The sequence below is a fragment of the Xanthomonas sp. NCPPB 2866 genome (assembly GCF_041475745.2).
GTDB classification, from domain to species: domain Bacteria; phylum Pseudomonadota; class Gammaproteobacteria; order Xanthomonadales; family Xanthomonadaceae; genus Xanthomonas; species Xanthomonas arboricola.
Map to the genome: position 1 here is coordinate 3,785,459 of NZ_CM192975.1, position 19,733 is coordinate 3,805,191.

Here is a 19,733-nt window from a genome sequence, read left to right on the forward strand (position 1 = left end):
GCGCAATGCGCGGCCGCTGCCGGTACAGCCCGTCCTGCAAGCTCAGCGCGCGTAGCGCTTCTGGAACTTGTCGATCCGGCCGCCGGTGTCGATCACCTTGTGCTTGCCGGTATAGAACGGGTGCGAGGCCGAGGAGATATCCACCTTGATCAGCGGGTATTCCTGGCCGTCTTCCCACTTCACGGTCTCTTTCGAGCTCATGGTGGAACGGGTCAGAATCTTGAAATCGGACGTCACGTCGTGGAAGACGACGTCGTTGTAGCTGGGATGAACGTTATCTTTCATGGACTTGGCGCCGGGCTGCCTGGATAAGCCGGGCATTATAGCGGCCTCCAGACGCCCGGCGCAAGATCGCCTTAACCCGCCGCCAGAGCCGCGGCAACCAGGCCGAAGAATTGCGGGCGATCGTAGTCCAGCAGCAGGTTGGCATTGTCGGGGGTGCCATCCCGGCGCTCCCAGTCCACCAGGGTCATGCCGCGGGTGTGCGTACCGGTCAGCTCGATATGCACCGGCCGCTGCTCCAACCGCTGCGCGCCCTCCGGATGCAGCGCGAACGCCATCGCCAGCGCGTCGGCGGCGTACCAGTGCTCGCCACGGCTGTCTTCGGACCACAGCCGGGTCTTGCGCGAAATCTCTTCGTAGAACCGCGCCTGCGCGGAGTCGGCCGCCAGCCATTGCTCGACATCGCGATGCAGCAGCCCGTGCGCGATGGTGGCTTCCCAGTCGGCCACGTCGAACTGCGGAAAACCGCGGAATACGATATGTGCCGCTTCCGGGTCGAAGCCGATATTGAATTCGGCCGCGGCGGTGATGTTGCCGTGCCCGGTCAGCGCCCCGCCCATCACCACCAGCCGCGCCACGCGCTGCGGCAGGGTCGGATCCAGCGTCAGGGCCAGGGCCAGATTGGTCAGCGGACCGAGCGCGACCAGCAGCAGCTCGCCGGCGTATTCGTGCGACAGGCGCAGGATGGCCAGCGCGGCGTGCTCGGTCTCGGCAGTGCGCTTGGCCGGCGCCAGGCCGACATCGCCGAAGCCGTCGATGCCATGCACATGCGCCGCGTCCACCGAGGGATGTAGCAGCGGCTGCGGGCAGCCCGCATAGACCGGCACATCGTCGCGCCCGGCAATCTCGCACACCTTCAAGGCGTTGCGCACGGTGTGCTCCAGGCCCACGTTGCCGGCGGCGATGGTCAGCCCAACGACCTCATGCCGGGTGTCGTTGAAGGCCATCAGCAAGGCCAGCGCGTCGTCCACGCCCGGGTCGGTGTCGATCAGCAGCGGTATCTTTTTGGTCATGGGATTGGAGATTGGTCATTCGGGATTCGTTGCCGCATCTTCGCAAGGATCGGCCGGTCACGCGAACCTACAGGCCGCAGCAGCCAGCTCTGACCAATCCCCAATCCCCAATCCCCGCCACTCAAGCAGCGGCATAACGCACCGCGCTGCCGATCCAGCGCGCGACCACGCGGTCGGCAATGTCCGGCGCTTCGGCCAGCAGCCGTTCGGCGAGCACCTGCACGCGCGGCAGCAGCCCGGCATCGCGGGTGAGATCGGCGATGCGGAAACTGGCCAGGCCGGTCTGCCGCGTGCCCAGCAATTCGCCAGGACCGCGAAGCTCCAGATCCTTTTCTGCGATCACGAAGCCGTCGTTGGTCTGCCGCATGGTTTCCAGGCGTTGCCGCGCCATCATCGACAACGGGGCCTGGTACAGCAGCACGCAGCTGGACGCGGCCGCGCCGCGACCGACCCGGCCGCGCAACTGATGCAACTGCGCCAGACCCAGGCGCTCGGCATTCTCGATGATCATCAGCGAGGCGTTGGGCACGTCCACGCCGACCTCGATCACCGTGGTGGCGACCAGCAGATCGGTACGGCCCTGCTTGAAATCCAGCATCGCCTTCTGTTTTTCCGCCGCCTTCATGCGCCCGTGCACCAGCGCCACGCGCACGCCGGGCAATTGCGCGGACAGCGCTTCGAAGGTGGCCTCCGCCGCCTGGGCCTCGATCCTCGGCGGGCCACCGGGGGGCGCGCCCTTGCCGGGCTCTTCGCTTTCTTCGATCAAGGTGCAGACCCAGTACGCCTGACGCCCTTCGGCGCAGGCGGCGCGGATGCGCTCGACCAGGTCCGGCCGGCGCTCGGCACTGAGCACGATGGTCTGCACCGGCGTGCGCCCGGGCGGCAGCTCGTCGATGGCCGAGACATCCAGATCCGCATAGGTGGACATCGCCAGGGTGCGCGGGATCGGCGTGGCGGTCATCACCAACTGATGCGGCACGCTGCCGGCGGCCGCACCCTTGTCGCGCAAGGCCAGGCGCTGATGCACGCCGAAGCGGTGCTGCTCGTCGATGATGGCCAGCGCCAGATCGTGGAAGACCACCGCGTCCTGCATCAGGGCGTGGGTGCCGACCACCACCTGCGCCTGGCCGGAGGCCACCTCGGCCATTGCCGCAGCGCGTGCCTTGCCGGTGACCTTGCCGGCCAGCCAGACGATGCGCACGCCCAGCGGTTCCAACCAGCCACGCAGATTGGTCAGGTGCTGCTCGGCCAGCAGCTCGGTCGGCGCTGCCAGTGCGACCTGCTTGCCCTGCTCTACCGCCAGCATCGCCGCCAATGCGGCGACCACGGTCTTGCCGCTGCCGACATCGCCCTGCACCAGCCTAAGCATCGGCGACGGTTTTGCCAGATCGCGGGCAATCTGCGCGAACACGCGCTGCTGCGCACCGGTAAGCTGGAACGGCAACGCCGCGCGCAGTTGCCGCACCAGGGTGCCGTTGCCAGGCAGCAGCGGTGCGCGGAAGCGCTGCAAGGCGATGCGCTGGCGACGCAGGCTGAGCTGATGCGCCAGCAGTTCTTCGATCGCTAAACGCTGCTGGGCCGGATGCCCGCCTGCGAGCAGCTGCTGCGGGTCGGTGTTCACCGGCGGGCGATGCATGGTCAGCAGCGCGCTGCGCAGCGACGGTAGTTGTTCGTCCTGCAGCCAATGCGGCGGCAGCAGTTCCAGCGCGGCCTCGGCCGGCAAGCGCTCCAGCGCCTGGCCGATGAGTTTGCGCAACGTGGCCGGGCCCACGCCTTCCAGCACCGGATAGACCGGATCCAAGCTGTCGCCCAGCCCGGCATCCTCGTCCGGTGCCAGCACGCGGTAACTGGGGTGCACGATTTCCCAGCCGTTCTGTCCCGGCTTGGGCGTGCCGAACACCCGCAGTCGCGTGCCCGGTGCGAACTGCGCGACCTGCGCCGCGCGGAAATGGAAGAAGCGCAGCACCACGCTGCCGTGCGACTCGTCCGAGACCGCCACCCGCAACACCGGCCGGTAACGGAAGCCACGCTCCACCGCATCCACACGCCCTTCGATCTGCGCCGGCACGCCGCTCTGCAACTGCGCGATCGTGGTCAGCCGGGTGCGGTCTTCGTAGCGCAACGGCAGATGCAGCCACAGATCCTGTAGCGTCAAGATGCCGCGCGCAGCGAACTTCTCGGCCACCTTGGGGCCGACGCCGGGCAGGCTGGCAAGCGAGGCCTGGCCTGCGACGGCCAGGCGCGGGGTGACGGTCGCTGCGCGCGGCACGGCAGGGCGCTCGAGTCAGACGAGCTGGATCAGTCGAGCACCATCACCGCGTCGACCTCGAAGCCGGCACCCTTGGGCAGGCCGGAGACCTCGATGGTCGAACGCGCCGGGAACGGCGCCTGGAAATACTCCTGCATCACTGCGTTGACGGCGGCGAACTGGCCGAGATCGGTGAGGTACAGGCCCAGCCGCACGATCTTGTCGAGCGAGCCACCGGCGGCTTCGGCCACCGCCTTGAGGTTGTCGAACGCGCGGCGTGCCTGCACGCCGACATCGCCCGGCACGATCTCGCCGGTGGCCGGATCCAGCGGGATCTGCCCGGAGAAATACACCGTGTTGCCGGCACGCACGGCCTGGGAATAGGGGCCAATGGCGGCAGGCGCCTGGTCGGTATGGATGATCTGGGACATGGAAGCTCCACTGCAAAGATGTGTGCTGCAGTTTAGGCGTTTGTGCGGATTTGCTCGACTGTTGCGCACGATCTTGTTGCCACGCATCTTGCGAAGATCGCCAAGCACCGTGCTGGCGTACCGGACAGATCGCGCTACACGGGCGGCGTGGAGCCTGACCAAGCACGCGCGCGGCGCCCACTACCTGTCGCCGCGGCAGGCCTGAGACCCGGCGTCGGCGCATCAATGCACGCTATTGCGCAGGCGGCCTCAGCGCCGCCTCTCGACAGGACCTGGCCGCTACTGCCGCCCCACGCTCTGCACCACATGCAGACGCCGCAGCCGGCGCATCACTTCGGCCAGATGGCGGCGGTCGCGGACCTGGATGTTGAAGCGCAGCACCGCCGCGTTGAAATCGCGGTCCAGGTAATCCACGCGTTCGATATTGGACTGGCTCTGCGCAATCGCCGCAGCCAGCTGGGCCAGCACGCCGGTGCGGTTTTCCACCTCGACGATCAAAGCGGTGTCGTAGTCGCCACTGACGCTGGAATCCCAGTCGATCGGCACCCAGCGTTCGGGCGATTTGCGCAGCTCGGCCAGGTTGGGGCAGTCCAGACGGTGCACCACGATGCCCTTGCCGGCGGTGTGGTAACCCATGATTTCGTCGCCGGGAATCGGCTGGCAACAGTTGGCGAAGCTGATCACGCCGCGCTCGCTGCCGTCGATCAGGATCTTTTCGTGCGAATGCTTGGAGTGGCCGCCACCGCGCAATTCGGCGTAGGCCATCAGCGCCTGCGCGGCCTGGGTCGGCATCCAGTTGCCCAGCGCCACGTCGGCCAGCAAGGCTTCCAGGCGTGGATAGCGGTGCTCGGTGAGGAAGGCGTCCAGGCGGCCCTTGGGCAGCCGCTCCAGCGAGCTGTCCATCGCTTCCAGCGCGCGATCGAGCATGCGGTGGCCGAGCTGCACGGCGTCTTCGTGTTCGAGCTGCTTGAGCTGGTGGCGGATCGCGGTACGCGCCTTGCTGCTGACCACAAACTCCAGCCACTGCGGCTTGGGCGTGGCCGAGCGCGCGGTGATGATTTCCACCGCCTGCCCGCTGACCAGCTTGGTGCGTAGCGGCACCAGCTTCTTGTCCACCCGCGAGGCGACCGCGCGGTTGCCCACGTCGGTGTGCACCGCGTAGGCAAAATCCAGCGCGGTGGAGTTGCGCGGCAGCGCCAGGATCTTGCCCTTGGGCGTGAACAGATAGACCTCGTCCGGGAACAGGTCGACCTTGACGTTGTCCAGGAACTCCAGCGACGAGCCCGCCGCGCGCTGCGAATCGATCAGCTCCACGATCCAGTCGTGCGCGCGGCTCTGCGCGCTATTGGGCGAGGCCGAGCCGACCTTGTAGGTCCAGTGCGCAGCCACGCCGCGTTCGGCGATCAGGTCCATCTCCTCGGTGCGGATCTGCACTTCGATCGGCGAGCCATACGGGCCAAACAACACGGTGTGCAGCGACTGATAGCCGTTGGCCTTGGGGATGGCGATGAAATCGCGGAAGCGCCCGTCCAGCGGCTTGAAGGTGGCATGCACCGCGCCCAGCGCGTGGTAGCAATCGGCCACCGAACGCACCACCAGGCGGAAGCCGAACACATCCATCACCTGGTCGAAGGACTTGTTCTCTTCGTGCATCTTGGAATAGATGCTCCAGGGCGTCTTGATGCGGCTGACCAGGCGATGCTCCAGCCCTTCCTTGGCCAGCCGCTGCGACAGCTGCACTTCCACCTGCGCCATCGATTCGCGCCGCACCACCGGCTGGCTGCGGATATGTTTTTCGATGATGGCATGACGCCACGGATACAGCGCGCGAAAGCCCAGGTTCTGCAGCTCGGACTTGATCAGGCTCATGCCCAGGCGCTGAGCGATCGGCGCGTAGATCTCCAGCGTTTCGCGCGCGATGCGGCTGCGCGCCTCGCTGCTTTGCGCGCCCAGCGTGCGCATGTTGTGCAGGCGGTCGGCCAGCTTGATCATGATCACGCGCAGGTCGCGCGACATCGCCAGCAGCATCTTGCGGAAGCTCTCCGCCGCCGCTTCCTGGCGGTCGCGGAACTTGAGCTTGTCCAGCTTGGTGACGCCATCGACCAGCTCGGCCACCGCCTCGCCGAATTCCGACGCCAGCTCTTCGCGGGTCAGCGGGGTGTCTTCGATGGTGTCGTGCAGGATCGCGGCGATCAGCGATTCCATGTCCAGGCCGAGCTCGGCGAGTACGCCCGCCACCGCGACCGGATGGGTGATGTACGGCTCGCCCGACTTGCGGGTCTGGCCGGCATGCGCGCTGGCCCCCACTTCCCAGGCACGGCGCAGGATCGGCAGCTGCTCCTTGGGAAGGTAGCTGGCTGCGCGTTCGAAGTGCAGGACGTAGTCGGGGATGGCCTGGTCGGAAGACGGAGACGTCACGACGGTCGCCTGGGCAGTGGGGCCTGGGTTCATGCCGGAAGACTATGCCAGCAGCGCAGTCACGGCAAACGTTTGCACACCGCGGGCGACAACGCGGGCCTGAAACGAAAACAGCCCGCGCGTGGCGGGCTGTTCAGATCGATCGCAGCGATGCGAACGATCAATCGTCGTTCTTGGACATGTCTTCGTCGGCAACCACTTCGGCAGCGGCCCATTCCAGCGCCTCGCGTTCAGCACGCTCGCGCTCGGCCTTCTCGACTTCGTCGATCAGCGCATTGTCGATCCGGCGTGCGGCGATCTCGCGCAGTGCCATCACGGTGGGCTTGTCGCTGGCGTCGGCATTTTCGATCAACGGCTGCACGCCGTTGGCGAGCTGACGGGCGCGCTTGGACGCCATCATGACCAGCTCGAAACGGTTGTTCACGACTTCCAGGCAATCTTCTACGGTAATGCGGGCCATGCGGGCTCCCGGCGACCAGCAACGGCCGCGCATCGAATGAGGGAAAGGGGGCGGAGTGTACGCCCGGGCCGCCGTCACGGCAACCTGGGCCTATTCAGTTTCCTTTGGAATCAGGGATTTGAGCCGCTCAGTCCAGCAAGGCCCGGATCAACGCCGCATGCCGCTGCTGTTGCGCCTGCCGGCGCAGCCGGCTGGCGGTGAAGATCGCGCACATCTCCGAGACTGCGGTGTCGAAGGTCTCGTTGATGATGACGTAGTCGAACTCCTCAAAATGCAGCATCTCTTCGCGGGCAGCGGCCAGGCGTTGCGCCATCACGTCCTCGCTATCCTGGCCGCGCTTGCGCATGCGCTCGTCCAGCGCCTGGCGCGACGGCGGCAGGATGAACACGCTGACCGCGTCGGGCACCTTCTGGCGCACCTGGCGCGCGCCCTGCCAGTCGATCTCCAGCAGCACGTCGTGACCGGCAGCCAGCTGCGGCTCCACCGACTGCCGCGCGGTGCCCTTCCAGTCGCCATGCACCAGCGCGTATTCGAAGAAGTCGCCAGCTTCGATCATGCCCTGGAACTCGTCGGCGGAGACGAAATGGTAGTGCTCGGCATGCCGTTCGCCCGGCCGCGGCGCGCGCGAGGTGAACGAGATCGACAAGGCGATCTTGGGATCACGCGCCAGGGTGGCGTTGACGATGCTGCTCTTGCCGGCGCCGGAAGGGGCCGCAACGATATAGAGGGTGCCGCGCATAGGGTCAGGGATTCGGGCTTGGGGAGTCGGGATTCGCGAACGGGCTGCGGACCGGTACCACCGGGGTCGATATGCTACCGGTATTGGCCGCGCCCCGCTGAAACCCGGGATGGCCGTCGACCAATCCCGAATCCCCAATCACCACTCCCGGCTACTCGATGTTCTGCACCTGCTCGCGGATCTGGTCGATCAGCACCTTCAGATCCACCGCGGCGTTGGAGGTGCGGCTGTCCACCGACTTGGAGCCGAGCGTATTGGCTTCGCGGTTGAATTCCTGCAGCAGGAAGTCCAGGCGGCGGCCGACCGGCTCGCGCTGCCTGAGCACGCGGCGGATCTCGGCGATGTGGCTGGACAGGCGGTCGAGCTCTTCGTCCACGTCCAGTTTCTGCAGCCACAGCACCAGTTCCTGTTCGGCGCGACCGGGATCGACCGGATGCGGCAGATCGGCCAGACGGGCGGCCAGCTTGGCACGCTGCCCTTCGCGGATGACGGGAATCAGCGTGCGCACCTCGGCGGCGATACGTTCGATCGCATCGACCCGCTCGCTGATCGCATCGGCCAGCTTGCCGCCTTCGCGCTCGCGCGCGGCGACGAAACTGTCCACCACCTCGTCCAGCAATGCCAGGGCCTGCGCCTGCAACGCAGGTGCGTCCACGTCCTGCACCTGCAGCACGCCGGGCAGCTGCAGCAGATCGGTGAAGCCCACCTGCAGCTTGGGGAACATGCCGTCAAGGCGCGTGGCCAGTGCGCCCAGTTCCTGCAGCAGCGATTCGTTCACGGCCAGGGTCTGCGCGTTGTCCGGCGCGCGCAGGCGCAGCGCCAGATCCAGCTTGCCGCGGCTGTTTTTCGCCGCCACGCGCTCGCGCAGCAGCGGCTCCAGCGCACGCAGTTCTTCGGGCAGGCGCACGCCCACTTCCAGAAACCGATGGTTGACCGAGCGCAGCTCGCAGCCGAGCGTGCCCCAGGGCGTGATGCGTTCGCCACCCGCAAACGCGGTCATGCTTCGAATCATCGTCAGTCCCGTGCCTTCAAAGCGCGAATGGTACCCTAGCGGCCCGCGCTGGCTGACCGCCCCGCCACGCGCCGACCCAGACCCACCTCCCGACTTCCGGACTCATCGCATGACCTTTTCCCGTCCCAGCGGCCGCACGGCCGACCAGCTGCGCCCGGTGCGCATCGAACGCGCCTTCACCCGTCACGCCGAAGGCTCGGTGCTGGTCAGCTTCGGCGACACCCGCGTGCTGTGCACCGCCAGCGTGGAAAACCGCGTCCCCGGATTCCTGCGCGGCAAGGGCGAAGGCTGGGTGACCGCCGAATACGGCATGCTGCCGCGCTCCACCCACACCCGTTCCGATCGCGAAGCCGCACGCGGCAAGCAGGGCGGACGCACGCTGGAAATCCAGCGCCTGATCGGCCGCGCACTGCGCGCCTGTGTGGATCGCAATGCCCTGGGCGAGCGCACCATCACCCTGGACTGCGACGTGCTGCAGGCCGATGGCGGCACCCGCACCGCCGCGATCACCGGCGCCTACGTGGCGCTGGCCGATGCGGTGAACCTGCTACTCAAGCGCGGCGACATCAAGAAGCACCCGTTGATCGGCGCCGTGGCTGCGGTGTCGGTGGGCATCTATCGCGGCGAGCCGGTGCTGGATCTGGACTACCCCGAAGACAGCGACTGCGACACCGACATGAATGTGGTGATGAATGACGGCGGCGGCTTCATCGAGCTGCAGGGCACTGCCGAAGGCCACGCCTTCCGCCGCGACGAACTCAATGCACTGCTCGCACTCGCCGAACAAGGCATGAGCGAACTGTTCGCGCTGCAACGCGCTGCACTGGCCGGATGAGCCGGCGCATCGCCCTGACCACCCTGCTGGTCGCCGATTACGACGCGGCGATCGCCTGGTACACCGGCGCGCTGGGCTTCCAGGTGCTGGAGGATCGCGCACTTGGCGACGGCAAGCGTTGGGTGGTGATCGGCCCGGGCAGCGCGCGGGACGCCGGCTTGCTGCTCGCGCAGCCGGCCGACGCCGCCCAGCGCGCGCGCATCGGCGACCAGACCGGGGGGCGGGTGGATCATTTTCTCTACACCGACGACTTCTGGCGCGACCATGCGGCGATGCAGGCGTTCGGGGTGGAATTCCTGGAAACCCCGCGCGAGGAACCGTACGGCACGGTCGTGGTGTTCCGCGATCTGTACGGCACCAAGTGGGACCTGCTGGAGCCCAAGCAATGAAACAACTGGTCCTGGCCAGCGGCAACGCCGGCAAGCTGGAAGAACTGCGCGCGATGCTCGTCGACCTGCCGCTGCGCATCGTGGCGCAAGGCGAGCTCGGCGTGGACGATGTGCCGGAAACCGGCCTGACCTTCGTCGAGAACGCCTTGATCAAGGCACGCCATGCCAGCGCGGTCACCGGCCTGCCGGCACTGGCCGACGACTCCGGCCTGATCGTCGACGCGCTCGGCGGCGCACCCGGCCTGTACAGCGCCCGCTATGCCGGCAGCCCGACCGATGCGCAGGCCAACAACGCCAAGCTGCTCGACGCCATGCGCGCCGTGCCGGCCGAGCGCCGCAGCGCGCGGTTTTACGCGGTGATCGTGCTGCTGCGTCACCCGGAAGATCCGCAACCGCTGATCGCCGAAGGCAGCTGGGAAGGGGTGATCACCACCGAACCACGCGGCACCGGCGGCTTCGGCTACAACCCGGTGTTCCTGGATCCGGTGCATGGCCTGACCGCTGCGGAGATGGATACCGCGTTGAAGAACCGGCTGAGTCACCGTGCGGTGGCGCTGGCCACGCTGCAGCACAAGCTGCACGCCCTGTCGCTGTGAACCATGGCCTGACGCAGTGCCCGACCTGATTCCACCGCCGCTGTCGCTTTACGTGCACCTGCCCTGGTGCGTGCGCAAATGCCCGTACTGCGATTTCAACTCGCATGCGGCCAAGGGCGTGCTGCCGTTCGAGGACTACGTGGATGCGTTGATCCGCGACCTGGATGCGGACCTGCCGCTGGTGTGGGGGCGCGTGGTGCATTCGGTGTTCTTCGGCGGCGGCACGCCGAGCCTGTTCCCGCCCGAAGCCATCGACAGATTCCTGCAAGCCGCCGCCGCGCGGCTGCGCTTTGCACCGAATCTGGAGATCACCCTGGAAACCAATCCAGGCACCGCCGAGCATGGCCGCTTCGACGGCTATCGCGCCGCCGGCGTGAACCGGCTGAGCTTCGGTGTGCAGACCTTCGACGATGTGGCGCTGCAGCGGCTGGGTCGCATCCACGACAGTGCCGAGGCCGAGCGTGCGATCAAGCTGGCGCAGGATGCCGGCTACGACAATTTCAATATCGACCTGATGTACGCGCTGCCCGAGCAGACCCTGGCACAGGCCGAGCGCGATCTCGAACGCGCCTTCGCGCTGCAGCCCACCCACATGTCGCATTACCAGCTCACGCTGGAGCCGAACACGGTGTTCTTCGCGCGGCCGCCCAAGGGCATTCCCGACGACGATGCGGCCTGGGACATGCAGGAGCATTGCCAGCGCCTGCTGGCCGAGGCCGGCTACGCGCAGTACGAAGTGAGCGCCTACGCCAGGCCCGGGCGGCAATGCGCGCACAATCTCAATTACTGGCGCTTCGGCGATTACCTCGGCATCGGCGCCGGGGCGCACGGCAAGATCAGCTCCGGCGCCGAACAGCATGTGCTGCGACGCTGGAAGCACAAGCACCCGCAGAGTTACCTGGCCAGCGCCGGCAGTGCGGCATCGATCGGCGGCGACGAGATCGTGCCGCGCGAGCGGCTGCCGTTCGAATACATGCTCAACCTGCTGCGCCTGCACGAGGGCTTCGCCCTGCGCGACTTCGAAGTCTCCACCGGCCTGGCCGCGTCGGTCATCGAGTTGCCTGTGGCGCGCGCGATTGCACAAGACTGGATGACCGCGCAGGACGGACGCGTGGTGCCGACCGAGCTGGGCCGCCGCTTCACCAATGACGTGGTCGAGCTGTTTCTGGGCTGATCGCGGCGATCACGGCGCGGCACCGCAGCCCGCACGCCGCGCCATGATCGATAGCGCACACGACAGCATTGGCGCGCGGATCCAGCGAGCCGCGCCACGCGCGCCGTCCGCGTCCGGGTGGCGACCGAATCTGGCCAGGCACGTCCTGCGCCCGCGCGGTCGCTGCCCGGCGGAAAAACATGCTACATAGCTCACGCCTCGCACCGAGCCCGCCTCCCCCGGATGTCCACTCCCGCTTCCTCCCTGCAGCACACGCTCAGCGGCCCGATCGCCGATGCGCCGGTTTCCGCGCGCGGGCGGCGCCTGCTCGCCGCGCTGCACGCGCATTGCGTACAGGCGCTCAGTGGGCCGCTGCGGCTGACCATCGTCGAGCTGGAACGCGAGCTGCTGCATCAGGCCGAGCATGCCCGCAACAGCCAGATACAGGCCGAAACCTATGCGCAGACGCGCGGCCTGCGCGACCACATCGATCGGTTTCCGCAGGCGTTCCTGCAGCAGCTGGCGCAGGACCTGGCCACGCTGCGCGATCGCCCGTCGCTGATGCCAATAGCCGATGCCTCAGCGCATCCGCAGATGCTCACCCTGGTGGAGGACACCGATATCGATCGCGATATCGTGCTCAGCGAGATTGCGCGCCGTGAGACCTCCCGCCGCGCCGATGCGCTGCAATTGCTGGCGCAGCGGGTGGCGGTGATCGGCGCGGTGGCCGAGTTCGAACTGGAAGCAGTGCCGCTGGGCCCGTACGCCCTGTGCCGCGTGCTGCGCCAGTGCGGCGAAACGCTGGGACTGAGCCTGGACGGGCAGCTGACGCTGTACCGCGTGTTCGAGCGTCAGGTCATCGAGCGTTTGAACGATCTGTACGAGCGCGCCAACGGCACGCTCGCGCAGGAGGGCATCCTGCCGGGGCTGATCTATCACCCGTACCTGGTCAAGCCCACCCAGGTGCAGACGCGGCGCGCACCGCCTGCAGCGGCCAACGCCCCGAAGGACGCTGCGGCTGCCAGCGCGCGCGCGCTGCCGCCGCGCAACGGGCGGCCTGCAACCGGCTGGAGCGGGCAATCGGCACCGACACCGTGGCAGAGCGCCCTGCTGGATCCGCCCGCCATGCCGATGACACTGGCAGCGGCGACCTACGGTGAGCAGGCAGCACCTGCGCTGAGCGATGCAGTGCAGGCGCTCGGCGGCCTGATGTCGTCGGCGCGTCAGGCGCAGGCGGCCGGCACCGCAGGCGCAGCGGCGAATCAAAGTTCTGCAAATCACGACGCAGCGCCTGCGACCAGCGCGCAGGCAACACCCGAAAAAGCATCTCCCCGGCTCGCCTCCTCGGCCGTGCCCAAGGCCGCCATCAGCGACGCACTGGCCAGCCTGCAGGGCACGCTGGCGGCACAGGCAGCAGCGGCGGCGCAGCCCAGCGGCATCGATGCGGTGCAGCGCCAGCTGCTGGCCTTGCTGCGGGCGCAACACGGCCCCGACGCCGCGCTGTCGCCGCAGGACACCGACACCTTCGATCTGCTCGGCCTGCTCTACGCGCAGATGCAACGCGAAGTGCGCGAGCAGACCCCCGCGCAGGCCCTGCTCGCCAAGTTGCAGGTGCCGGTGGTGCGCGCGGCCTTGGCCGATACGCATTTCTTCGTGCGCGACCAGCACCCGGTGCGCGAATTGCTCAACACCGTGGCCGAGTCCGGCGCGGTCTGGCTGGGCGACGACGATGTCGACCCGCAGTTGCTGCACAAGCTGGGCAGCGCGGTGGACCGGATCGTCAACGACTACCAGGGCGACGAGGCCGTGTTCGCCGCGGCCAACGACGATATCCAGGCGCATCTGCGCGCCTTGGCGCGCAAGGCCGACCTCGCCGAGCGCCGCCATGTGGATGCGGCGCGCGGCAAGGAGCGGCTGGAGTCGGCCAAGCAGCAGGCCGAGGCGCGCATCGAGCAGTTGTGCGAGCAGAGCGTTCCGCCGCGCTTCGTGCAGGCGCTGCTGCGTCAGGCATGGTCGGACGTGCTGACGCTGACACTGCTGCGCCAGGGCGAGCAATCGCCCGAATGGGACGAGCGCCAGGCACTGACCGCGCGCATCGCCGAAGTCACCTGCCGCAGCAAGGGGCAACCTGCCGACATCGCGCTCGGCACCGAGATCGAAACCGCGCTGCTGCAGGTCGGCTATCACCACGATGAAGCGGCGGCGATCGCGCGGCGCCTGTCCACGCCCGGCGGCGAGGACGAGACGACCTCGCGCACCGAGCTCGCCGCCAGGCTCAAGGCGCGCACGCGGCTGGGCGACCAGGGCGACAGCACACCGCGCAAGGACATCGCCGGCCCGCGTTCGCCGACCGAAGAGGCCTGCTACACGCAGCTGCGCAGCCTGCCGTTCGGCAGCTGGTTCGAGTTCGTGATCAACCAGCAGGGCGACCTACGTCGGCAACGGCTGTCCTGGTACAGCCCGATGACCGGCAACGCGCTGTTCGTCAATCAACGTGGGCAAAAGGTCGCCGAGCACTCGCTGGATGGCCTGTCGCGGCTGATGGCCGGTGGCCAGGCGCGCCTGCTGGTCGAAGAGAAATCGCGGCTGATCGACCGCGCCTGGCATGCCACCGTGCGCACGCTGCGCAGCCTGGCCGGTCAGGCGCCCATTGCAGAGGTCAACCCATGATCCAGGACACCCGCCGCGCACCGCGCCGCCAGCCGTCCGACCTGATACCGGTGACCGACATGCTCAGCGAGGCGCAGATCGGCCGGGTCGGCAATGTCTCGGAAACCGGCATGCTGCTGCTGGCCTCGGTTCCGCTGCACGACGACGCCCTGTACCAGCTGCGCTTCAGCCTGCCCGAGCGCATCGGCCGCGCCACCGAGATCGATGTCGGCGTGCATCTGTTGTGGAGCGAAGCCGCGCACGCACCCGGGCAGGCCTGGGCCGGCTTCCGCTTCCTGACCATGTCCGAGCCGCATCGCCAACGCCTGCGCGCCTGGATCGCCGAAGAACACATGCTGGGCTGAAGGACAGCATCACCACGATTACGGCAAAATCGCGACCTGTCTTTGCATTGCCGATCGAGTCCCGCATGCCCCAGCCGTCCTTGAGCCACCTGTATTCCGATCACCTGCGCACGCTGACCGCGCGCGCCGACGAGGCGCTGCAGCGCGGCGGCTTCGACCACCTGGTGGTGCCCAGCGGCAGCCTGCATTACCAGGTGTTCGACGACCGCGACTATCCCTACGCGGTCAATCCGCAGTTCAAGGCCTGGGTGCCGCTGACGCGGGTGCCCAACAGCTGGCTGGTCTACACCCCGGGCAAGCGCCCGACGCTGATCTTCTGCCAGCCGTTGGACTATTGGCATGTGGTGCCCGAGGCGCCCAGCGGCTGGTGGGTGGAGCACTGCGACATCCACATCATCCGTACCCCGGACCAGGCCCTGGCGCTGCTGCCCAGGCAGATCGACCGTTGCGCCATCCTGGGCGAGGCGCAGAGCGCGCTCGGTGCGTATGTGCCCAACAATCCGCAGCCGGTGCTCGATTACCTGGAGTATCAGCGCGCGTTCAAGACGCCGTACGAACTGGCCTTGCTGCGCATCGCCCAGCAGCTGGCAGTGCGCGGCCATCGCGCCGCCGAAGCGGCCTTCCGCGCCGGCCAGAGCGAGTTCGGCATCCATATGGCCTACTGCGCCGCCGTCGGTCAGGACGCCAACGAACTGCCCTACGGCAACATCATCGCGCTCAACGAGCACGGCGCGGTGCTGCACTACACCGAACTCGGCCAGCAGCCGCCGCAGCCGCTGCGCAGCTTCCTGATCGATGCCGGTGCTTCGGCCTACGGCTATGCCAGCGACATCACCCGCACCTATGCCGCCGACCCCGGCAGCGAATTCCAGGCCCTGATCGATGCGGTGGATGCCGCGCAGATCCGCATGGGCCAGGGCGTGCGCAGCGGCGTGGATTACAAACAGTTGCACGTGGATGCGCACCTGGCCCTGATGGGCATCCTCAAGGACTTCGGCATCCTCACCGTGTCGCCGGAAGCCGCGCTCGCCACCGGCGTCAGCGCCGCATTCTTCCCGCACGGGCTGGGCCATCTGATCGGCCTGCAGGTGCACGACGTGGCAGGCTTTGCCGCCAGCGACCGCGGCGGCCGCATCGAACGCCCCGCCGGCCACCCGTATCTGCGCCTGACCCGCGTGCTGGAAGCGGGAATGGTGGTCACCATCGAACCGGGCGTGTACTTCATCGACATGCTGCTGGACGAAGTGAAGAAGAACGGCCACGCCGCCAGCGTCGACTGGGCGCGCGTTGCGCAGTTCAAACCCTACGGCGGCATCCGTATCGAAGACGAGGTGGTGTGCACCGATGGCGCGCCCGAAAACCTGACCCGCCCGGTGTTTGCCGCCCCTTGAATCCTTCCGCACCGCACGGAGCATTGCCATGAACGATCCACGCCAGTCCTCGCACCCCGACCATCCGATGTATCAACAGATCCAGCGCGGCGTGCATGCAATCGATGCGGCACATGGACGCACACCCGACCAGACCAGCGACCGGCTCAGCGCCGCCCTGTTGCCGCTGGCCAAGGAAGGCGGCCTGTCGCGCGTGGATCATGTGCTGATGAGCGAGGCCAACAATCGCGGCGTACACGGTGGCGAAAACGTGTTCGTGGTGCAGGGCGACCCGGCCAACCCGGCGCATCTGCGCGCGCACATGAAGACCGAGCAGGCATTGAGCACGCCGGAAGCGCAGTCGTTCGCACGCGCGCAGCAACTGGTGACGCCAGGCGAACAGGTCCAGCAGCCCGAACGCACCCAGACACCACAACTCGGCCAGTAGAACGGCCCGCAGCACAACGGCCGGGCGCCTCATGTTTGCAAGGCGCGCGGCGCGGCCCGAGCGCCGGCGCCGGCCTCAGCCGGATACGCCGCGCAATCTCAACCAAACCGGCAATGCGCGTGTGGCTCGCAAGGCAATGCACCGATCCAGACCAGGACGGCTCATCGCGGCATGACCGCGCTATGCGCGCAACGCGTCGCGGTCCGCCATCTCCGCTTCGATCTCGTCGGCGCTGCGCGCCAGCGCATCGGTCAGCACCCGATGGCCGTCGGCGGTGACCAGCACATTGTCTTCGGTGCGGATGCCGATGCCGCGCCACCTGGCCTCCGCCGTGGTGTCGTCGGCGGAGATGTAGAGCCCCGGCTCGATGGTGAACACCATGCCGGGCTCGAGCAGACGCGAGTCGCCAGCCAACCGGTAGTCGCCCACATCGTGCACATCCAGCCCCAGCCAGTGGCCGGTCTTGTGCCGATAGAAGCGCTTGTAATGGCCGTCGGCGATATTGCGCTCCAGCTTGCCCTTGAGCAGGCCCAGCTGCAGCAGCCCCTCGGTCAGGGTCTGCACCGCGGCCAGATGCCCGGCTTCGTAGGGCACGCCGGGGCGCGCCTGCGCCAGCGCGGCAGCCTGCGCAGCGCCGACCAGATCGTGCAGCGCACGCTGCGCCGGGGTGAAACGGCCGTTGACCGGAAAGGTGCGGGTGATATCGGCCGCGTAGCCGCGGTACTCGGCGCCGGCATCGATCAGCACCAGTTCGCCATCGCGGCTGCGCGCATTGTTGGCGCGGTAGTGCAGCACGCAGGCATTGCTGCCGGTGCCGACGATGCTGCCGTACGCCGGCCACGCATCGGCGGCGCGGAACGCGCACTCCACCTCGGCCTGCAGTTCGTACTCGTGCACCCCCGGCCGCGCCAGCCGCATGGCGGCACGATGCGCGCGCACGCTGATGTCGGCGGCGTGCTGCATCAACGCGATCTCGTCGCGCGACTTGAACAGCCGCTGCTCGTGCAGCAGATGTCCCAGCTCGAGGAATTCGTGCGGCGGCTGCGCGCCATGACGCACCTGCTCGCGCACGCGCTTGAGCCAGCCGATCAGCTTGAGGTCGAAGTCGACATCGCGCCCGAAGTGGTAATAGACGCGGCTGCGCCCTTCCAGCAGGCCCGGCAGGATCTCGTCGACATCGTCGATGGGGTACGCATCGTCCATGCCGTAGCGCTCCACCGCGCCTTCCTGGCCTTCGCGCGGGCCATCCCAGGCCTCGCGCTCGGCATCGCGCTCGCGGCAGAACAGGATCGCCTCGCCATGCTTGCGGCCCGGCACCAGCACCAGCACCGCTTCCGGCTCGGGGAAACCGCTCAGATACCAGAAATCCGAATCCTGCCGATACGGGTAGTGGGTGTCGTGGCTGCGCACCCGCTCGGGCGCGGCCGGCAGGATCAGGATGGCCTGATCGCCGGCCATCTGCATCAGCTGCTTGCGCCGACGCGCGTACTCGGCCGCGCCGATCCCGGTGAGTTTTTTCATGGCGGTCGTGCGGTCAGTTCAGACGTTGGCGGAAGCGCGGCCCCATCACGCAGTCGCCATGCAGCAACAGCACCGCCACGCGCACGAACTCCTCGATCTCCGCCAGGGCGGTGTCGTCTTCGTCGGCTGCATCGAAATCGTCGCTGGATGCCTGCGCCAGCCGCGCCAGGTCCTGCAGCGCCTCCTCGCCCTCTTCGGTCAGTGCCGGGCGCTGCTGCGCCGCCAGGCCGAAGCCACCCAGAAAGGCGCGACACCAGTCGAACAAGGCATCGGTGCGCGCCGCCAGCGGTGCGCCGTCGTCGATCAGCAGCAGTTCGAAGGCGAAATCGCGGTCTTCCAGCTGCGCCACCGTGGCCTGCCGCATCTGGTCCAGCGCCCCGCCCTGCTTGGGCGCCACCTGCGCGGTGTCGGCCAGGATGCGCGCCAGCCAGTCGCCGCTGTCGGCACCCCCACCGGAGAGCCACCCGCACAGCCCGCCGTGCAACTCCGCTGCGGAGGAAGCCAACTCCAGCTGGCGACTTTCGTTTTGCACAGCGGTTACATCGGGCAGATCCATCGGGTCATCCAGGCTGGGAACAGGAGGTGCCGGCACATGGGCCGGCGATTTGACTTCCCAGTGTATCAAGGCACCCCCGCGTCGGCCGCCAGCGGCGTGTTCCCTACGGGGTCCACGCGCGTGACGCCGGCCGCGCCGGGCGCAGTGCAAGCCCTTGTCGGGATTGGCCTGACGGCGGGTAAGCGGGCTGCGATCGGGCGCTTGACCGCCGCGCGCACGCGCCCCTATCGTGAGCGCATGGACAACGCCGCTGCCCTCGCCCAGATCCGCGCACTTGCCGCCCGTGTGGAGGCCCTGGTCGAGCGCAGCCAGCGGTTGACCGACGAGAACCGCAGCCTGCGTCACCAGCAGGAACAGTTGATCGGCGAGCGCGCGCAATTGCTGACCAAGAACGAACAGGCGCGCTCGCGCGTGGAAGCGATGATCGTGCGCTTGAAATCCCTGGAGCAGCACACGTGAGCAACAACGAGCCGGTCAGCGTGCGTATTCTGGATCGTGAATACACCGTTGGTGTCACCGCCGACGAACGCGAGAGCCTCACCGCTGCGGCGCGCCTGCTGGATCTGCGCATGCGCGAGATTCGCGGCAGCAATCGCATGGCAGCGGTGGACCGCGTTGCGGTGCTGGCCGCACTCAATCTGGCGCACGAATTGCAGCAGCTGCGCGATCAGCAAGCGCTGTACGACCGTGAACTGGCCAATACGCTGGACAGCTTGAATCGCCGCCTGGACAGCGTGTCCGACACACCGCGTTGAGGTGCAGTTCGCACTGTCGTCGCAAATATGAACTTTCAATTGCGCCGGCCGACGAATGGGCTAGCCATCGCGCAGCAGAGGTCTATACTTCACCTGCGTTCTCTGCTGTAAACGACAGCGTGCAAAACATTCGCCTTGTCCCTTAATTACGACCACGGGGGCGCGACGAAGCCGGGAGTGCAAGTCCGCCTTGTAGCGGGAAGCCCGATGGCCTCACAACGTCCCCACTTGAACCCCGGGTTCAAGGTCGTTTCGCCCGCATCGTTCACGGCGGAGAATGCAAATCTGAAACGGCGCCTTCGGGCGCCGTTTCTTTTTGCGTGTCTGAAACACAGGGCATGCGCGCAATTCGGCTGCGCCGCTGTGCAATGGCTGCGCCAAGACAGGCATGCGTGCGTGGTGCGTGGTGCGTGGTGCGTGGTGCGTGGTGCGTGCGGCGCAATGTTGCAAGTACTGCACGCACATGCGCTCATCGACAGACGGGAGACTTGCG

At 67.5% G+C, this 19,733-nt stretch carries 20 protein-coding genes and 1 other RNA gene; 11 read left to right on the top strand and 10 right to left on the bottom strand.

Features of this window, described 5'->3' with window-relative positions:
* Positions 1-42: 42 nt before the first annotated feature.
* From ACCQ04_RS16095 to ACCQ04_RS16130, 8 genes are all read right to left on the bottom strand, one after another.
* Complete coding sequence (locus ACCQ04_RS16095; protein ID WP_024938126.1) at positions 43-285, bottom strand: type B 50S ribosomal protein L31; 243 nt, start codon at positions 283-285, stop codon at positions 43-45.
* A gap of 71 nt (positions 286-356) precedes the next feature.
* Positions 357-1,295, bottom strand: coding sequence for a nucleoside hydrolase (locus ACCQ04_RS16100; protein WP_126966769.1), 939 nt, complete (start codon positions 1,293-1,295; stop codon positions 357-359).
* A 121-nt stretch (positions 1,296-1,416) separates the two neighbouring features.
* Complete coding sequence (recG, locus tag ACCQ04_RS16105) at positions 1,417-3,564, bottom strand: ATP-dependent DNA helicase RecG (RefSeq protein WP_226427400.1); 2,148 nt, start codon at positions 3,562-3,564, stop codon at positions 1,417-1,419.
* A 29-nt stretch (positions 3,565-3,593) separates the two neighbouring features.
* Positions 3,594-3,974 carry a RidA family protein gene (locus ACCQ04_RS16110; protein WP_024938123.1) on the bottom strand — a complete coding sequence of 127 codons (381 nt, stop codon included), beginning with the start codon at positions 3,972-3,974 and terminating at the stop codon, positions 3,594-3,596.
* 279 nt (positions 3,975-4,253) lie between these two features.
* Positions 4,254-6,425, bottom strand: coding sequence for a RelA/SpoT family protein (locus tag ACCQ04_RS16115; protein ID WP_024938122.1), 2,172 nt, complete (start codon positions 6,423-6,425; stop codon positions 4,254-4,256).
* Between the two features lie 127 nt (positions 6,426-6,552).
* Positions 6,553-6,852: a DNA-directed RNA polymerase subunit omega gene (gene rpoZ, locus ACCQ04_RS16120; RefSeq protein WP_002812428.1), complete on the bottom strand. Its 300-nt coding sequence runs from the start codon at positions 6,850-6,852 to the stop codon at positions 6,553-6,555.
* A gap of 127 nt (positions 6,853-6,979) precedes the next feature.
* Positions 6,980-7,591: a guanylate kinase gene (gmk, locus tag ACCQ04_RS16125; protein WP_016903572.1), complete on the bottom strand. Its 612-nt coding sequence runs from the start codon at positions 7,589-7,591 to the stop codon at positions 6,980-6,982.
* Between the two features lie 151 nt (positions 7,592-7,742).
* Positions 7,743-8,603, bottom strand: coding sequence for a YicC/YloC family endoribonuclease (locus ACCQ04_RS16130; protein WP_024938120.1), 861 nt, complete (start codon positions 8,601-8,603; stop codon positions 7,743-7,745).
* A gap of 109 nt (positions 8,604-8,712) precedes the next feature.
* On the opposite strand from ACCQ04_RS16130, the gene rph reads away from it, so the two are divergent.
* The 8 genes from rph to ACCQ04_RS16170 all read left to right on the top strand — a co-directional run bounded on the left by rph (position 8,713) and on the right by ACCQ04_RS16170 (position 16,408).
* Positions 8,713-9,438 (top strand): ribonuclease PH, encoded by a 726-nt coding sequence (rph, locus tag ACCQ04_RS16135; RefSeq protein ID WP_024938119.1) that lies wholly within the window; start codon positions 8,713-8,715, stop codon positions 9,436-9,438.
* The gene (locus ACCQ04_RS16140; RefSeq protein ID WP_104542292.1) at positions 9,435-9,827 is read left to right on the top strand and encodes a VOC family protein; all 393 of its coding nucleotides are present in this window, start codon (positions 9,435-9,437) and stop codon (positions 9,825-9,827) included. Before rph ends, ACCQ04_RS16140 begins: the two co-directional genes overlap by 4 nt.
* On the top strand, positions 9,824-10,423 hold the full coding sequence (gene rdgB, locus ACCQ04_RS16145; RefSeq protein ID WP_226427401.1) for an RdgB/HAM1 family non-canonical purine NTP pyrophosphatase: 600 nt from the start codon (positions 9,824-9,826) through the stop codon (positions 10,421-10,423). Before ACCQ04_RS16140 ends, rdgB begins: the two co-directional genes overlap by 4 nt.
* 16 nt (positions 10,424-10,439) lie before the next feature.
* Entirely contained in the window at positions 10,440-11,597 is a 1,158-nt protein-coding gene (gene hemW, locus ACCQ04_RS16150; RefSeq protein ID WP_226427402.1) for a radical SAM family heme chaperone HemW, read from the top strand.
* A 222-nt stretch (positions 11,598-11,819) separates the two neighbouring features.
* On the top strand, positions 11,820-14,246 hold the full coding sequence (locus ACCQ04_RS16155) for a DUF1631 domain-containing protein (RefSeq protein ID WP_226427403.1): 2,427 nt from the start codon (positions 11,820-11,822) through the stop codon (positions 14,244-14,246).
* On the top strand, positions 14,243-14,590 hold the full coding sequence (locus ACCQ04_RS16160; protein ID WP_046344154.1) for a PilZ domain-containing protein: 348 nt from the start codon (positions 14,243-14,245) through the stop codon (positions 14,588-14,590). The genes ACCQ04_RS16155 and ACCQ04_RS16160 overlap by 4 nt, the downstream gene beginning before the upstream one ends.
* Before the next feature lie 65 nt (positions 14,591-14,655).
* Positions 14,656-15,981, top strand: a complete 1,326-nt coding sequence (gene pepQ / locus ACCQ04_RS16165) for a Xaa-Pro dipeptidase (RefSeq protein ID WP_226427404.1) — start codon at positions 14,656-14,658, stop codon at positions 15,979-15,981.
* A 28-nt stretch (positions 15,982-16,009) separates the two neighbouring features.
* Complete coding sequence (locus ACCQ04_RS16170; RefSeq protein WP_054592124.1) at positions 16,010-16,408, top strand: XVIPCD domain-containing protein; 399 nt, start codon at positions 16,010-16,012, stop codon at positions 16,406-16,408.
* Positions 16,409-16,588: 180 nt separating this feature from the next.
* Here the strand turns inward: ACCQ04_RS16170 and ACCQ04_RS16175 are convergent, their stop codons facing one another.
* Together ACCQ04_RS16175 and ACCQ04_RS16180 are read right to left on the bottom strand one after the other, a co-directional pair.
* Entirely contained in the window at positions 16,589-17,929 is a 1,341-nt protein-coding gene (locus tag ACCQ04_RS16175) for an aminopeptidase P N-terminal domain-containing protein (RefSeq protein WP_372358561.1), read from the bottom strand.
* A gap of 13 nt (positions 17,930-17,942) precedes the next feature.
* Positions 17,943-18,485 carry a YecA/YgfB family protein gene (locus ACCQ04_RS16180; RefSeq protein ID WP_016903562.1) on the bottom strand — a complete coding sequence of 181 codons (543 nt, stop codon included), beginning with the start codon at positions 18,483-18,485 and terminating at the stop codon, positions 17,943-17,945.
* Between the two features lie 237 nt (positions 18,486-18,722).
* On the opposite strand from ACCQ04_RS16180, the gene ACCQ04_RS16185 reads away from it, so the two are divergent.
* The 3 genes from ACCQ04_RS16185 (at position 18,723) to ssrS (ending at position 19,521) form a co-directional block, all read left to right on the top strand.
* The gene (locus ACCQ04_RS16185; protein ID WP_024938110.1) at positions 18,723-18,944 is read left to right on the top strand and encodes a TIGR02449 family protein; all 222 of its coding nucleotides are present in this window, start codon (positions 18,723-18,725) and stop codon (positions 18,942-18,944) included.
* Positions 18,941-19,240, top strand: a complete 300-nt coding sequence (locus ACCQ04_RS16190) for a cell division protein ZapA (protein ID WP_016903560.1) — start codon at positions 18,941-18,943, stop codon at positions 19,238-19,240. The genes ACCQ04_RS16185 and ACCQ04_RS16190 overlap by 4 nt, the downstream gene beginning before the upstream one ends.
* Before the next feature lie 96 nt (positions 19,241-19,336).
* Positions 19,337-19,521, top strand: a non-coding RNA gene (ssrS, locus tag ACCQ04_RS16195) — 6S RNA.
* The last annotated feature ends 212 nt before the right edge of the window (positions 19,522-19,733 follow it).

Bases quoted from the DNA above. Each gene is read 5' to 3' on its own strand.
- ACCQ04_RS16140 (WP_104542292.1), top strand. From the start codon at position 9,435: ATGAGCCGGCGCATCGCCCTGACCACCCTGCTGGTCGCCGATTACGAC.
- ACCQ04_RS16175 (WP_372358561.1), bottom strand. From the start codon at position 17,929: ATGAAAAAACTCACCGGGATCGGCGCGGCCGAGTACGCGCGTCGGCGC.
- rph (WP_024938119.1), top strand. From the start codon at position 8,713: ATGACCTTTTCCCGTCCCAGCGGCCGCACGGCCGACCAGCTGCGCCCG.
- ACCQ04_RS16160 (WP_046344154.1), top strand. From the start codon at position 14,243: ATGATCCAGGACACCCGCCGCGCACCGCGCCGCCAGCCGTCCGACCTG.
- ACCQ04_RS16130 (WP_024938120.1), bottom strand. From the start codon at position 8,603: ATGATTCGAAGCATGACCGCGTTTGCGGGTGGCGAACGCATCACGCCC.
- ACCQ04_RS16170 (WP_054592124.1), top strand. From the start codon at position 16,010: ATGAACGATCCACGCCAGTCCTCGCACCCCGACCATCCGATGTATCAA.
- gmk (WP_016903572.1), bottom strand. From the start codon at position 7,591: ATGCGCGGCACCCTCTATATCGTTGCGGCCCCTTCCGGCGCCGGCAAG.
- ACCQ04_RS16185 (WP_024938110.1), top strand. From the start codon at position 18,723: ATGGACAACGCCGCTGCCCTCGCCCAGATCCGCGCACTTGCCGCCCGT.
- ACCQ04_RS16155 (WP_226427403.1), top strand. From the start codon at position 11,820: ATGTCCACTCCCGCTTCCTCCCTGCAGCACACGCTCAGCGGCCCGATC.
- ACCQ04_RS16095 (WP_024938126.1), bottom strand. From the start codon at position 285: ATGAAAGATAACGTTCATCCCAGCTACAACGACGTCGTCTTCCACGAC.
- ACCQ04_RS16110 (WP_024938123.1), bottom strand. From the start codon at position 3,974: ATGTCCCAGATCATCCATACCGACCAGGCGCCTGCCGCCATTGGCCCC.
- ACCQ04_RS16180 (WP_016903562.1), bottom strand. From the start codon at position 18,485: ATGGATCTGCCCGATGTAACCGCTGTGCAAAACGAAAGTCGCCAGCTG.
- rdgB (WP_226427401.1), top strand. From the start codon at position 9,824: ATGAAACAACTGGTCCTGGCCAGCGGCAACGCCGGCAAGCTGGAAGAA.
- rpoZ (WP_002812428.1), bottom strand. From the start codon at position 6,852: ATGGCCCGCATTACCGTAGAAGATTGCCTGGAAGTCGTGAACAACCGT.
- pepQ (WP_226427404.1), top strand. From the start codon at position 14,656: ATGCCCCAGCCGTCCTTGAGCCACCTGTATTCCGATCACCTGCGCACG.
- ACCQ04_RS16115 (WP_024938122.1), bottom strand. From the start codon at position 6,425: ATGAACCCAGGCCCCACTGCCCAGGCGACCGTCGTGACGTCTCCGTCT.
- ACCQ04_RS16100 (WP_126966769.1), bottom strand. From the start codon at position 1,295: ATGACCAAAAAGATACCGCTGCTGATCGACACCGACCCGGGCGTGGAC.